Raw genomic sequence first — 13,181 nt, 5'->3', positions numbered from 1 at the left:
TGACGCATATTTCCTCGAATTTACTCGAAGGTAAAGCATCGATATCCCCTGCCAGATGGTAACTATCTTAGATCGAATACACCTATATAATTCCAAAAAATGCCATGCTATGATGGAACTAACCTCGGAGTGCATGGAGAGCCGAGCATCTTTACTCGGCAATTCTAATGGATCAGCTTCAAGTTGAGCATGGGAAAAGGGGATGCATCATGAGTCGATATACGGCCCAATCAATCATGAAAGAAGGATATTCCGTTATTGTTTTAAACGACGCACATCATGATGCTACTGCCGAAGTCATACCGGAAGCCGGGAACAATCTGTATCGCTTCGAAAGCGGCGGGCATGAAGTCATTTTGCAGCCGGTTAGTTTGAAAATGTTACGAAATGAACCATTTGCCAATTTTAAATACGGCACTCCCATCTTATTTCCACCCAATCGTGTGAAGAATGGGCGGTTTATATTTCGCGGACGAACCTATTGTTTTCCTCTAAACGAACCGCCCTCTAACCATTTGCATGGCGAAATTTGCTCCAGAGCATGGGAAGTTCTTGAATATGGGGCAACAGAAGAACTCGGAGCTTATGTGGTCAGCCGATTCCGTTATGAGCTGCATTCGGATATCATGGCTTATTTCCCTCATTCCATTACGTTTACCTTTACATACCGTCTCTTTGAGGGGCGTTTACATTTGAACGGAACCATTGTGAACGAAGGGGAGGACGAAGCGCCTTTCGCTTTTGGGCTGCATCCTTATTTTTCAATTCCTTTTGATGGCGGAGAGGAGCTTATGCTTACGGTTCCAGCGATGGAGGAATGGCCGGTGACGAACGAAGCTTTTGTGACAGGCAGGCCGAGTATTACACCGTTTAGCCGTTCCTTAAAAGAAGGGGTCGCAATTTCAAGCTATCCTCAGCTAGGTTGTTCTCTATTGTCCTTGGAAGAAGAGGATGGGAACCGGGTATGCCGTCTTGAGATGAAGGATCGCGGGTATTCGATTGCTTATCAAATCGACCGTCAATTTCCTTTTATGGTATTGTTCCGCCCGGATTGGGCCTCGGCGTTTTCGCTAGAGCCTTACACAGCGGTTACGGATGCGTTCAATCTGCCTTATGAACATGAGCTTACAGGTGTCAGGGGAATCCGCTCACGTGAAGAGGTCAGTTTTCGTACCTGCTTATGGGTGGATTCCTTCCTATGAGGAATGTTCTTTCCTAAAGAAAGAAAGCGCTTCAATGACGAAAACCAACTTTTTAAGACCAAAAGGAGGCAGATCAAATGGGAACAATGGATGTGGATGGAAATTTGCCTATCGAACCGGAAATGCCAAAGCGTAAGGATTATCGGATAGGGTGTATCGGCTCAGGATTCATCATGCGTGACTGCCATCTCGCAGCTTATCGGGACGCAGGATTCAACCCTTACGCCATTAGCTCAAGAACTTATGAAAATGCTAAAGCCGTTGCCGAACTGAGGCAAATCCCCCATGTATATGCAACCTGGGAAGAGTTGATCAAGGATCCGCAGATCGAGATTCTTGATATCGCTATCCCTCCGGACCGGCAGTTGGAGGTTGTTCGGCAAGCGGTGAAGCAGAAGCATATCAAAGGGATTCTATGCCAAAAACCACTGGCCATGAATGCTCAAGAAGCCCGGGAAATTGTTGAACTCTGTGAAAGAGCTGGTATCAAAATCGCCGTCAACTCGAATATGCGTTATGACCAGTCGATGCGAGCTTTGAAAATCATACTGGAGAGGGGATATCTCGGCGAACCCGTCCTCGCGACGATTGAAATGCGGGCCATACCTCACTGGCAAGAGTTTCTACATAAATATGAACACCTTGAAATCCTTAATATGGGTATTCATCATATCGACATATTCCGTTTTCTATTCGGAGATCCGGAGAAAGTCACCGCTGTTGCGCGCAGAGACCCCCGGACGGCATTTCCGCATGTGGATGGAATTTCTCAATATACGCTTCAATATGGCAATGAGCTGCTGGCGACCAGCTTGGATGATGTGTGGGCATGGCCGGGCGAAGGCACAGAGAAGGATCTGTACATCAAATGGAGGGTAGAGGGACTGGATGGCATCGCTCAAGGATCGATCGGGTGGCCATCGTATCCCGACCGATCGCCAAGCACACTTGAGTTCACCACCAAGCAATCGCCGAATCAATGGTACCGGCCCAAGTGGGACGGAGTCTGGTTTCCGGATGCTTTTCAAGGGACGATGGCGCAGCTGCTACGAGCAGTGGAAACGAACAGCGAACCCGAAATCAGCGGCCGGGATAACCTGAAATCAATTGCTCTGGTTGACGCATGTTATAAGTCCATTGCAGAGCAGCGTACAGTTACCGTTGCGGAGATCGAAAGCCAATATCAATCTTACACCTATGAAGGAGGCAATTCACTATGATTTCTGTAGGTATTTTCAATGGCTATTATCCGTATTCACTGGCAGAGACGATTTCGAGAATTCAAAAGGACGGCTTTACCTCCGTTCAGTTGGACTTGTCCTTCAAGGACATGGACCTATCGTTCGAGTCCCTCAACCGGGAGAAGTGTCACACGATCCGCAATGCCTTCAGGGATGCGAATTTGCCAATCGTTTGTATTTCCGGCTACACCAATATAATTCATCCAGACCTTAAGAAACGGGAGCAGAATCTTTTCGGGTTGAAAACGCTGCTCAAGTTCGCCCGCGATTTGGGCACTCCCTATGTCATCAGCGAAACAGGCACCTACAACACAGAAAGCGACTGGGTGTGGGATGAGAAAAATGGTACGGAGGAAGCGTATGAGGAGGTTTGCAAGCAGCTGGAGGATCTGGCCAAGTTCGCTTATGATCACGGTTCCGTCTTCCTGGTGGAGAACTATGTGAACAATGTCATCGGATCGGCACAACAGCTGTCCCGCTTGTTTGCCGATGTGAATCATCCGGGTCTCGGACTGCTGATGGATCCGACCAACTATTTTACAGAAAGCAATATTCATCATGTTGATGAAGAGCTCCACCTCATTTTCAATACCCTTGGCGACAAAATCAAGATTGCTCATGCCAAAGATTGCAAGCCCGCTGAAGATACTTCCGAAAAGCACGCCGCCATTGACGCAGTGGAATCACATACGTTCCGGGGGCCGGGGCGGTGGAGCTTCCAGCTCCAGGTCTGGGTATTCTGAATTATGACTTGTATCTGCAAAGGCTTTCCAAGCTTCATCCGAACATTCCGATTATTATAGAGCATTTGGATGAAACCGACATTCCACGTGCGAAAAAATTCCTGGATGACAAATTAAAGAACAACGGCTGTTAATTAGCCGAAACGTATAACCGGCAAAGGAGGAATCAAGCATGGCTTCAAGCAGACTCAAAAGAGACTACAGCATAACCGGACCCGAAAATAAGCGCGCGCAAGAAAGAGGACTTGCTGCCGCAGAATGGTATACGAGTCCAATTCCTCGTCAACGCATGAAAGAACTTATGAAGCGAAGAAACGGCCCCGCCATCAGGGACACCATGATTTGGTTCGGTTCGCTTATCATTCTGGGCATTATCGCTTATCAGACCTGGGGAACATGGTGGGCGCTGCCCGCTTTCCTGGCCTATGGCATTCTGTACGCGACACCGGGCGATTCCAGGTGGCATGAGTGCGGTCATGGAACGGCGTTTAAAACCCCTTGGATGAACGAAGTCGTCTATCAAATCGCATCCTTCATGGTTTTGCGGTCGGCTACGCCTTGGAGATGGAGTCACGCCCGCCACCATACGGATACGATCATTGTCGGCCGTGACCCGGAAATCATTACGGAGCGGCCTCCGGTGTGGAAAATTATCCTCATGCAAATTTTTCATTTATATGGCGGTCCTGTAGAAATCAAACGAATTATTTTGCATGTGTTAGGCAGGCTGGATCAACAGGAACAAGAATACATTCCCGCATCCGAACGGCAAAAAACGTTTTGGGAGGCTCGCATTTACGCATTGATTTTACTTGGCGTCCTTGCAGCTTGTATGTATTCACAAAGCATTCTGCCTGCTATGTACATCTTTTTACCTTCCTTCTATGGAGGTATCGTTGTTATTCTCTTTGGCATCACTCAGCATCTGGGGCTTCATGAGGATGTACTCGATCATCGGCTGAACACACGTACCGTCTATATGAATCCGATATTCAGATTCCTGTACTGGAACATGAACTATCATACCGAGCATCATATGTTTCCGATGGTTCCCTATCATGCACTGCCCCAGCTTCATCAGGAGATGAAGCACGACTGTCCGGCTGCAAGTCCCAGCCTTGCCGCTGCTCTGAAAGAAGTGATTACGGCGCTAATCAAGCAAAAGGAAAACCCTGCCTATGTGGTTGAACGTCCCTTGCCGGACACTGCGCGCCCTTACTTCTTCGGGATCAACCAGGAAGCTGAGGTCCATGCAGCAGCAAGCACGAGTGACACAGCAGTAAGTTAAACGGTAATCAAAATACGAGCTAATGGAGAGAAGAAGGATGACTGCGAAATCGTGGATCGAAGCATGCGCTGCTGAGGAAATTGATGTGGAAGATGTTATTCGGTTTGATTTTGAAGATCGGACATTTGCTATCTATCGGACCGAAGACAATATGTACTACGCTACAGACGGATTCTGTACACACGAACGAGTTCATTTGGCAACAGGCTTGGTCATGGGGAACATCATTGAGTGCCCGAAGCACAACGGCCGATTCAACATTCCTACCGGTGCAGCCAAACGTCGACCCGCATGTGAAGCTTTACAAACATACCCCGTCAAGGTAGAAGAAGGGAAAGTGTTTATCCAAATTGAAGAAGGGAGTCAAACGTAATGAAATATAACGAGTTTGGGCGATCCGGCAAGCAAGTGTCGCGATTAGGATTTGGAGCCATGGGATTGCAAGGGGTATTTGGGCAGTATGCTGAAAAGGAATTGGTTCATTCCGTCGTACATAGCCTGGAACAAGGCGTAAACTTTATTGATACTGCTCGAAATTATGGGGATTCCGAGCGGATTGTTGGTCTTGCCTTACGCGAATGGAAAGGAGAAGTACCGTTCATTGCTTCCAAAGTTCAATCCAAAGGTCCAGGTAATGTAGGTTGGGGCATGCCTATTCCTGTGGAAACAGCTTATCCCAAAGGCTGGTTGAGAGAGAGTACGGAAATTTCACTTCAACAATTAGGGGTAGAGACGATTGATTTGATGCAGCTCCATCAGTATTGGCCCCAGTGGGATCAAAGCGCTTATTGGATGGATGAGCTGCTAGAGTTAAAGCAGGAGGGTAAAATCCGCGCAATTGGCATTTCGCTGCCGGATCAACGTCACGATATCGCATTGCCTATCATTCAAAGCGGTCAAATTGACGCCATTCAGACCGTTTTTAATATATTTGATCCTTTGGCGTTGGATTGCCTCATACCTTTTTGCCAAGCGAACCATGTAGCGGTAATCGCGCGTTGTATTTTGGATGAAGGCGGGTTAACGGGCTTTCTGAAGGAAGATACATCGTTTGAAGAAGATGACTTTAGAAAATCATATTTTGATTATATGCCCCGTAAGGTGTATATGGACCGAGTTCAACGCCTGAGGGATGAATGTATACCGCAATACGCCGGCAGCCTAGCAGAGCTTGCTATTAAATTTGTCTTGCATCACCCGGGAGTCACCACTGCAATCTCTTCGATGCATATTCCTCATTATGCGAACGAGAATATTGCCGCTGTCGACAGTACGCCTTTGCCGGATGAAGTGTTCGAGCATATTCGGCGCCATCACAGGTGGGTGAGAAACTTTTATGAATCCAAATACTGGTGGTAACTCGGCGGATGCTTCTGAAAAAACACTCTGGTCGGAATTATTGCCCTACGAATTCAAAAAAAGACTAGCGAAATGTCCTGTTGTCTATGTACCTCTCGGTCTATGTGAACCGCATGGGCAAGTAAGCGCATTTGGATTAGATACCATTAAAGCGGAATGGCTCTGCCAGCAAACCGCCCGAATAGTTGGAGGCATCGTTGCTCCTTCCTTGGGGTACCACATCCATGAATCGGGATATCATGCCCGGTGGTTAGAAGAAACGGTTGGTGAAGAGAATCCTCATATGACCTCTGTTCCGCCCGCCGTTTTGCTATACTTTTTCCTATATCAACTAAGAGCATTTGTTAATGCAGGTTTCAAAATGGTTGTCGTGATTACAGGACATAGCGGAGGAAATCAGGAAGATTTACGAAGGCTTGCTAACTTGTTTATGACCTACATCCCGATCAGGGTATGGGTGAAAAGTGATCCAGAGTTAGTTGAAGGGATCTACATGGGGGACCATGCCGGAAAATACGAACTTTCTCAGCTTATGTATATTCGCCCCGATTTAGTGGATATGAACGCTAGAATACTTGAAGAGGTACCCTTATCTGGCGGACGTTTAGCTTTGGGGAGCGATGCGGATGAGGCGAGTCCCGAATGGGGCAAACAAATTATGGATGCTTGTTTATCTCAATTATGTACAGTAGTTAGTCAAATAGATGAAGAGACCGTTTCTAAAGCACTTCCTAAAATCTCATATTCCATGATCGAGACCATTTGGAGTGAATTTATACAAAGTTCTGCTACTTGGGTTACGGCTAATCCTTGGCAAAAGCAACAGGAAGTATCTCCGAATTCGCAGTGGAAGCCATATGAACATTATAAGGCGTGACCGTTTTCTATGATCCGCGACCCGTTCGCGGGTTTTTTGAGTCTTTATTTTCATGATTCGGACCTAAGACAGCGATTGACCTGATGAAAATATCAAGGGAGAGAACCTATTTATGTTGGATCAAGCACTAAGCCAAAAGCTTCGTCAAATTGTCGGTGAGAACTATTATCGCGATGATAGGGAGGCATTGGTCGCTCACTCTTATGACGGAACTCCCATGCTCCAAAGCTTGCCGGACGGAGTGATTTATCCGGATAACACGCAACAGGTCGCGGAAATTATCAAACATCTTGCGGAACACCGGGTACCGGTTGTTACCCGAGGTTCAGGCACCAATCTGAGCGGAGGCACGGTTCCTGTACACGGTGGGGTCGTGATGGTCATGCATCGAATGAACCGAATTCTAGACATCGATTTACAAAATTTAACAGCAACCGTACAACCGGGAATTCTTACAGGGGATTTTATTACCCACATTGAGTCGCTAGGATTGTTCTATCCGCCTGATCCAAGCAGTATGAGGATTTCGACGATTGGCGGCAACATCGCTGAGTGTTCAGGTGGACTGCGGGGCTTAAAATACGGAACGACCAAGGATTATGTCATAGGTCTAGAGGCGGTGTTAGCCAGTGGCGAGATCATCCGGACGGGCGGAAAGCTGATGAAAGATGTAGCCGGATACGATCTAACCAAGCTCTTGGTAGGCTCCGAAGGCACGCTTGCCGTCATCACGGAGGCCACATTAAAGCTGGTACCGCCGCCTAAGAGCAAAAAGACGATGATCGCCATGTATAAGGATCTGTACGGAGCAGCTAGAACCGTGTCCCGAATTATTGAAGCGAAAATGATTCCAGCGACTTTGGAATTCATGGATAATCCGACCATTCGGGTCGTGGACGATTACGCCAAGTTAGGCCTAAAGCGGGATATGGATGCCATCCTGTTGATCGAGCAAGACGGTGATCCCGAAGCTGTTGAACGTGACATTGAACGTATTCGGGAGATTTGTGAGTCGGAGAAGGCGGATCAGATTGAAGTGGCGAAAAATCAGGAGCATGCGGAGAAGCTGCTAACAGCACGGAGAAGCGCTTTCACAGCACTCGCGCGGCTTCGTCCGACCACTATACTGGAGGATGCCACCGTTCCGCGTTCCCAAATAGCTGAAATGGTGCTGCGAATCAACGAGATTGCTCAAAAATATAATGTCACCATCGCTACTTTTGGACACGCGGGCGATGGCAATCTTCACCCTACAGCAACAACAGATGCACGGGATGCGGATGAAATTCATCGCGTAGAGTTGGCGTTTGAAGAGATTTTCGAAGCGGCGATTGAACTAGGCGGGACCATCACTGGAGAGCATGGTGTTGGCATGGTCAAAGCACCGTATCTTGAATGGAAAATCGGTAAGACGGGGATCGAAATTATGCGCGGGATTAAACAAGCTTTCGATCCTCACAACCTGCTAAATCCGGGAAAGATGTTTGCTAATGAATCGAGGAAAAGAGTGGTGTTAAATCGTGCCTAACAGGGATGCCAACGTACAAATTCAGTTGAAGCCAGTCATAGAGCACAGTAATCCGATGGCTAAGTCGCTGCATCTCAAGCTTGATTATGACCAGCTAACGAACTGCATGCGGTGCGGATTTTGCCTGCCAGCTTGTCCCACGTACAGGGAAACCGGTGTGGAGCCGGAATCTCCGCGGGGTAGAATCGCGCTGATGAAAGCTGTTGCAGACGGGATCATGGATCCGGATCTGGCGTTCCAGAAGCAAATGAATCACTGTCTGGGCTGCAGAGCATGTGAGCCGGTCTGCCCAGCGGATGTGAAATACGGGCAATTGATTGAGCAAGCCCGAGACGCCATCGAGGACCACGCCAATCACAGCGTTTCCGTAAACGGTATTCGCAAGCTTGTCTTTCAAGGCATTTTCCCGCATCGCAAGCGATTGAAATGGCTTGGAAGATCGTTATTCTTTTATCAAAAATCCGGATTACGCAAGGTAGTTAGAGGGAGCGGCGTCATGCGGCTGTTTCCACAGCATCTCAGCGAGATGGAGCGGATTTTGCCGGAAGCGACGGCCCGAGGGGTGGTCGAGCGGCTCGGCACCTTTTATCCTGCCAAAGGAGAGACGATCGCCCGCGTGGCTTTTTTTCGAGGCTGCATCATGGATGTGTTGTTTTCAGAGACCAATGTCAATACGGTGAAGTTATTATCGGAAGCCGGTTTTGAGGTGGTAATCCCGAATGAGCAAGCCTGCTGCGGTGCCCTTCACGCTCACAGCGGGGAGATGGAGCTTGCAAAACAGTTAGCTCGCACGAATCTTAAAGTTTTTAAGGAGGCGGGAGTTGAATATATCGTCTCCAACGCAGGCGGATGCGGCGCACTGCTCGTTGAATACGATCATTTGCTGCGTGAAGATCCGGAATATCACGAGCTGGCTAAGTGGTTTGCCTCCAGGGTAATCGATGTCAGCCTATTAGTGCTTGAGCATGGAAGAATACCTGAGTTTGCACAAGCAAACACAGATTCATCCGAGCCTTTAACGATAACGTATCAAGATTCATGTCACCTGCGCAACGTTATGAAGAGTTCGAGCGCACCAAGGCAGTTGATGAGACAAGTAGCCAATGTAAGATTTATCGAGATGAAGGAATCCGACCGTTGCTGCGGATCGGCGGGCATTTACAACGTGACGCAGCCTCAAATGTCCGGGCAACTGTTGGAGCATAAGATGGAACATGCCAACCGGACTGGGGCTAAATATCTGCTTTCGAGTAATCCCGGTTGCTTGTTGCAGATGAAACTCGGGATTCATAGAAGCGGTGTGAGCGAGCAGATGGAAGCTAAGCATGTTGTGGATTTCTTATATGAACGAATTGTCGAAACTCCCCAACCATCAGATGGCACAACATGACCTGATCGACGCACGAAATGAGCGCTTCCCCCCATAGATTCACTTCATATGCCATGCTATACTCCCAATAATTATTAGCTTTTTCCCAAATGGGAGAAAGATTATTTGAAGGAGGGATATTCATATATGAAAAAACTAGTAAGCAGTTTGGTAATGGGAAGTCTATTGGTAACTTCGTCTTATATGGTTGCGAGCAGTAACGCGGAGGCAGCAGTGATAACTTCAATACCTCATACGACTAAGGTTGAAAAGCGCTTCGATTCTAGCTTTTTATCCGTTACTGGCTATGCCTCTTTAGGAGTAAATGATAGAAGCAGTTATATAGGAACCTCCTACTATCGTACAGTTAGTAATGGAAGAGAGTTTTTGCAGGCAATTTTGGATGCGAGTAATGGTACTGTAAAAGTGATTGAAGTAGCGGATGATATTAACTTAGGATGGACTGAATTGGCTTTAGATTCAACTGAAAGATCCAAGTATAGTTTTGTTGCGAATTATCCCAAACCACAGAAAGGATTCACGAATCCGCTCTTAATCGCTTCCGGAGTATCTAAATTAAGCATATCGAATGTTGATGGGTTAACTATTTTCTCTACATCAGGCAAGAGCATTAAACATGCGGAAATAAAACTGCAGGGTACTTCTAACGATATTGTGATAAGAAATCTCAATTTTGATGAAATGTGGCAGTGGGACGATTCCGGTAAGCACAAAGAGGTAGGTTGGTCATTTATCAAGGTGAATGGCGCTAATAATGTATGGATCGACCACTGTAAGTTTTCTATAGCGGCAGATGGCATGATTGACATGGAAAATGGTGCATCCAATGTAACGTTTTCTTGGAATGAGTTCGGATTAGAAGCATCGGAAGATCCGGATGAGAGCAGTTCTATTTATCAGTCAATCGAGTATATGGAGCAAAAATATTCAGCAGGCGATCTAGACCCAGCAACCAGTGTTTACTATAAAATGCGTAATGAAGGCGCTACCAAAAATCAGATTATGGCGTATGCAGCCTATCACTCTAAAGTGCATTTGGTAGGCTCCGGCGATAAGGATTACACGAACTATATTAGTCCTACTGGAGTCGAGATCAAAGATGGAAACCAGAGACTCAGACTGACCATGGCGTACAATCGATATACGAATGTTGGGCAACGTTTGCCAATGATTCGTCAAGGAACGGGCCATATTTTTAATAATTTCTTTGATAATTCAACGCATCAGAGCGTCATGGATCGTGTAAACGCCATCTCAAAATATGGCGGTGATACATTATCACGTGGAGTGAATGCAAGGAATGGTGCATCGATAGCAGCAGATACCAATGTCTATAATGCTTTTAATGAACCGTTGATAGGTGCAGAACGTCAAGGTGACGATATAGGCAATATGAGCGCACCTTTTAATGAATTATTTAAAGATGCGATCAACCATAGTTTAATTGTAAATTCAAAAGTAACGAATAGCAGCGGGTCATATATTGGAAGCAGCTGGGATCATAATGGAGATAACTTGTTTACTAAAGGAATCACGTGGTATGACAAATCAACAATCGGGAAATGGGCTTGGTCTTCGCATATCGTTGGAGTAGAAAATATGAGCAAGACGAACCCGCCAAGTTCACCTTTTACTTTCAGCTATGATTACAATGAGGAATTACCTTATGCGTATAAAACCGTTCCGCTAAACCAGGTTGTACCAACGGTAGCCAAGTACGCCGGTATATCAAAAAAAGTTCATTTTAGCACTGCTGATTGGTTAAAAACAAACTATATAGGTGCGTCTTCGACGATCGAAGCCGAACATGACGACCACATGTCAGGTGTCATAGATGAAGTGAGTTCGGAAGGCGACAAGTAGGGTGAAGTTGAAATGAAACTTGATAACCTGAGAAAAATGATATAGAAACTTGTCCGGCGATGAATTCGCAATAGGGGCTCTGAGAACAGCGCCCGACTTATACCAATCATCAAAGTTTATCTTTTTCTAAAGATAGACTTTTTTTGTTTGGAGAATTATGATATTTAAAGGAAATAAAGGAATAGATTCGCAATAATAGCTTCGGCAAGGAGGAGTATAACTTGAGTAACATGGATCCTCTCCTCGATAAGCGCTTTCACAAAGTTGTAATCTTGCAAATATGCAATCGCGCAGATTAAATAAGTAGAAGAAAGGATGATGGAAGTGCCCAATGATAGCCACGCTCGCCCACCTGCTTCTGTTAGAGAAGCCGGTCGTTATCCCATCGACCTTACGGGACCACACAGCCACACTCTTGTCATTGAGCCCGGTGTAGGCAGCCTATCTATCGGACCGCCAAACTTGGGAAAAAAAGTGGACCTTCACGTCGAGCCGTACGAAGGCATCGATTGGACCGTATTCGATGCCTTCGCTACGCCGTCGGGCTCGCCCTGGCCGCGATTTCTATACTATACAGGAAGTGATATGGGCTTCTTGGAGTGGTCGCGGAAACGGATTATTGAAGAGATGACGTGGACTCCGATATTGTCTGCGGATACGGTGGCGGACGCAAGCCAGTCCATTTTGCATGGCGTTCATATCGATATGAGCCAGTCCGGAGGACATCTGAGCTTGAAGCTTCCGAATAGACCTATTCGATTAAACGTGTCCGGCGATCTATCACGCTTCTCGGCTACTGGCTGTATGCCGTATTCATTGTCACTGGCGCCTCGCACCAGCCGGCGCAAGAGTGATCCTCCTTTCATACTGCCCGATCTAGGTGAATTGCACCAAGCGACGAGCTTGGCATTGCACAATACGCCGTTGGGACAGCCCATCTCTCTGAGCTGCTTAGAGTGCTTCCCAAACCTGAACTCACTGAGTTTAAGGGGGAACTTCTGTGATTTGGATTTGTTGGCTCATCAAGCCCGGTTAACGAACCTGGAGCTGCGCTTCATGCCAGATCTGGGGGATTTGCCTCCCTTGAACGCATGGCCGTTGCTTGACAGATTTATCGCCTACAATGTGGAGGAGATCTCGGGTAAGCGCCTTAAGCAGCAAATGAAAACACGCGCTACAACCCGCCCTTGGACAGACCATGCTTCAGTGAGCCAATTGCGAAAGCCCGAGTGGTGGACGACTGAATTTGGCCGCCCTTTCTCGGCATGGCCTAAACGTCTGGCCAAGCTGGCAAACGAAGCTTACAACGATGCTCAGGCGACCTTGGCCAAGGCCCGCAACTTATCGGATGCCGAGGCAGCTATTACCTCTTTCACCGTGCGCTTCAATAGCCTAAAAGGCATCGAAACCACCGAAAGGGAAGACCTAGCCGAAGCAGTCTGGCAACTCAGCCAGTCCGACCATAAGATCGGCCAGCCCATAACAGTGGAGATGGCTCAACGCTGGTTCGATCATGCACGAGATTATTGATGAAATAGAGACAATAAGCGATTTAGTATCGTTAGAATTGACATTTTGTTGAAACTGCTGTAAAACTTAATTAATTGAATACCCTTATTCAAATTCATTGACGAGAAAGAGTACGTTAAACCCCTTGTTCCCCAGAGAGTTGGCCTTGTGCTGAAAGCCA

The 13,181-nt window shown here is 47.0% G+C and carries 12 protein-coding genes and 1 other annotated feature (1 of these 13 only partly in view); all 12 genes read left to right on the top strand.

Annotated elements, in window-relative coordinates:
- Window positions 1-209: 209 nt before the first annotated feature.
- The 12 genes from L0M14_RS10970 to L0M14_RS10915 all read left to right on the top strand — a co-directional run bounded on the left by L0M14_RS10970 (window position 210) and on the right by L0M14_RS10915 (window position 13,021).
- Complete coding sequence (locus tag L0M14_RS10970; RefSeq protein WP_235122128.1) at window positions 210-1,202, top strand: aldose 1-epimerase; 993 nt, start codon at window positions 210-212, stop codon at window positions 1,200-1,202.
- 77 nt (window positions 1,203-1,279) lie between these two features.
- Window positions 1,280-2,422 (top strand): Gfo/Idh/MocA family protein, encoded by a 1,143-nt coding sequence (locus tag L0M14_RS10965; RefSeq protein WP_235122127.1) that lies wholly within the window; start codon window positions 1,280-1,282, stop codon window positions 2,420-2,422.
- On the top strand, window positions 2,419-3,186 hold the full coding sequence (locus L0M14_RS10960) for a sugar phosphate isomerase/epimerase family protein (RefSeq protein ID WP_235122126.1): 768 nt from the start codon (window positions 2,419-2,421) through the stop codon (window positions 3,184-3,186). Before L0M14_RS10965 ends, L0M14_RS10960 begins: the two co-directional genes overlap by 4 nt.
- A complete protein-coding gene (locus tag L0M14_RS10955) occupies window positions 3,153-3,320 on the top strand; it encodes a hypothetical protein (RefSeq protein WP_235122125.1) in 168 nt (55 codons plus the stop codon). The genes L0M14_RS10960 and L0M14_RS10955 overlap by 34 nt, the downstream gene beginning before the upstream one ends.
- A gap of 38 nt (window positions 3,321-3,358) precedes the next feature.
- Window positions 3,359-4,474, top strand: a complete 1,116-nt coding sequence (locus L0M14_RS10950; protein WP_235122124.1) for a fatty acid desaturase family protein — start codon at window positions 3,359-3,361, stop codon at window positions 4,472-4,474.
- 37 nt (window positions 4,475-4,511) lie between these two features.
- Window positions 4,512-4,847, top strand: a complete 336-nt coding sequence (locus L0M14_RS10945) for a MocE family 2Fe-2S type ferredoxin (RefSeq protein ID WP_235122123.1) — start codon at window positions 4,512-4,514, stop codon at window positions 4,845-4,847.
- Window positions 4,847-5,833 (top strand): aldo/keto reductase, encoded by a 987-nt coding sequence (locus L0M14_RS10940; protein WP_235122122.1) that lies wholly within the window; start codon window positions 4,847-4,849, stop codon window positions 5,831-5,833. Before L0M14_RS10945 ends, L0M14_RS10940 begins: the two co-directional genes overlap by 1 nt.
- The gene (locus tag L0M14_RS10935; RefSeq protein ID WP_235122121.1) at window positions 5,811-6,710 is read left to right on the top strand and encodes a creatininase family protein; all 900 of its coding nucleotides are present in this window, start codon (window positions 5,811-5,813) and stop codon (window positions 6,708-6,710) included. The genes L0M14_RS10940 and L0M14_RS10935 overlap by 23 nt, the downstream gene beginning before the upstream one ends.
- Before the next feature lie 112 nt (window positions 6,711-6,822).
- The gene (locus tag L0M14_RS10930; protein WP_235122120.1) at window positions 6,823-8,238 is read left to right on the top strand and encodes an FAD-linked oxidase C-terminal domain-containing protein; all 1,416 of its coding nucleotides are present in this window, start codon (window positions 6,823-6,825) and stop codon (window positions 8,236-8,238) included.
- Between the two features lie 55 nt (window positions 8,239-8,293).
- Window positions 8,294-9,628, top strand: a complete 1,335-nt coding sequence (locus L0M14_RS10925) for a (Fe-S)-binding protein (RefSeq protein ID WP_235122873.1) — start codon at window positions 8,294-8,296, stop codon at window positions 9,626-9,628.
- A 126-nt stretch (window positions 9,629-9,754) separates the two neighbouring features.
- Window positions 9,755-11,491: a pectate lyase family protein gene (locus L0M14_RS10920; RefSeq protein ID WP_235122119.1), complete on the top strand. Its 1,737-nt coding sequence runs from the start codon at window positions 9,755-9,757 to the stop codon at window positions 11,489-11,491.
- Window positions 11,492-11,806: 315 nt separating this feature from the next.
- Window positions 11,807-13,021 carry a hypothetical protein gene (locus L0M14_RS10915; RefSeq protein WP_235122118.1) on the top strand — a complete coding sequence of 405 codons (1,215 nt, stop codon included), beginning with the start codon at window positions 11,807-11,809 and terminating at the stop codon, window positions 13,019-13,021.
- Between the two features lie 88 nt (window positions 13,022-13,109).
- Window positions 13,110-13,181: a binding site (T-box leader), on the top strand (it continues 187 nt past the right edge of the window).

Source organism: Paenibacillus hexagrammi (assembly GCF_021513275.1).
Taxonomy (GTDB): Bacteria; Bacillota; Bacilli; order Paenibacillales; family NBRC-103111; genus Paenibacillus_E; species Paenibacillus_E hexagrammi.
The sequence above is the reverse complement of the archived record's forward strand: the minus strand, read 5'-3'. Positions and strand labels throughout refer to the sequence as shown.

Coding starts and splice junctions, on each gene's coding strand:
- L0M14_RS10970 (WP_235122128.1), top strand. CDS start 210: ATGAGTCGATATACGGCCCAATCAATCATGAAAGAAGGATATTCCGTT.
- L0M14_RS10965 (WP_235122127.1), top strand. CDS start 1,280: ATGGGAACAATGGATGTGGATGGAAATTTGCCTATCGAACCGGAAATG.
- L0M14_RS10960 (WP_235122126.1), top strand. CDS start 2,419: ATGATTTCTGTAGGTATTTTCAATGGCTATTATCCGTATTCACTGGCA.
- L0M14_RS10950 (WP_235122124.1), top strand. CDS start 3,359: ATGGCTTCAAGCAGACTCAAAAGAGACTACAGCATAACCGGACCCGAA.
- L0M14_RS10945 (WP_235122123.1), top strand. CDS start 4,512: ATGACTGCGAAATCGTGGATCGAAGCATGCGCTGCTGAGGAAATTGAT.
- L0M14_RS10940 (WP_235122122.1), top strand. CDS start 4,847: ATGAAATATAACGAGTTTGGGCGATCCGGCAAGCAAGTGTCGCGATTA.
- L0M14_RS10935 (WP_235122121.1), top strand. CDS start 5,811: ATGAATCCAAATACTGGTGGTAACTCGGCGGATGCTTCTGAAAAAACA.
- L0M14_RS10930 (WP_235122120.1), top strand. CDS start 6,823: ATGTTGGATCAAGCACTAAGCCAAAAGCTTCGTCAAATTGTCGGTGAG.
- L0M14_RS10925 (WP_235122873.1), top strand. CDS start 8,294: ATGGCTAAGTCGCTGCATCTCAAGCTTGATTATGACCAGCTAACGAAC.
- L0M14_RS10920 (WP_235122119.1), top strand. CDS start 9,755: ATGAAAAAACTAGTAAGCAGTTTGGTAATGGGAAGTCTATTGGTAACT.
- L0M14_RS10915 (WP_235122118.1), top strand. CDS start 11,807: ATGATGGAAGTGCCCAATGATAGCCACGCTCGCCCACCTGCTTCTGTT.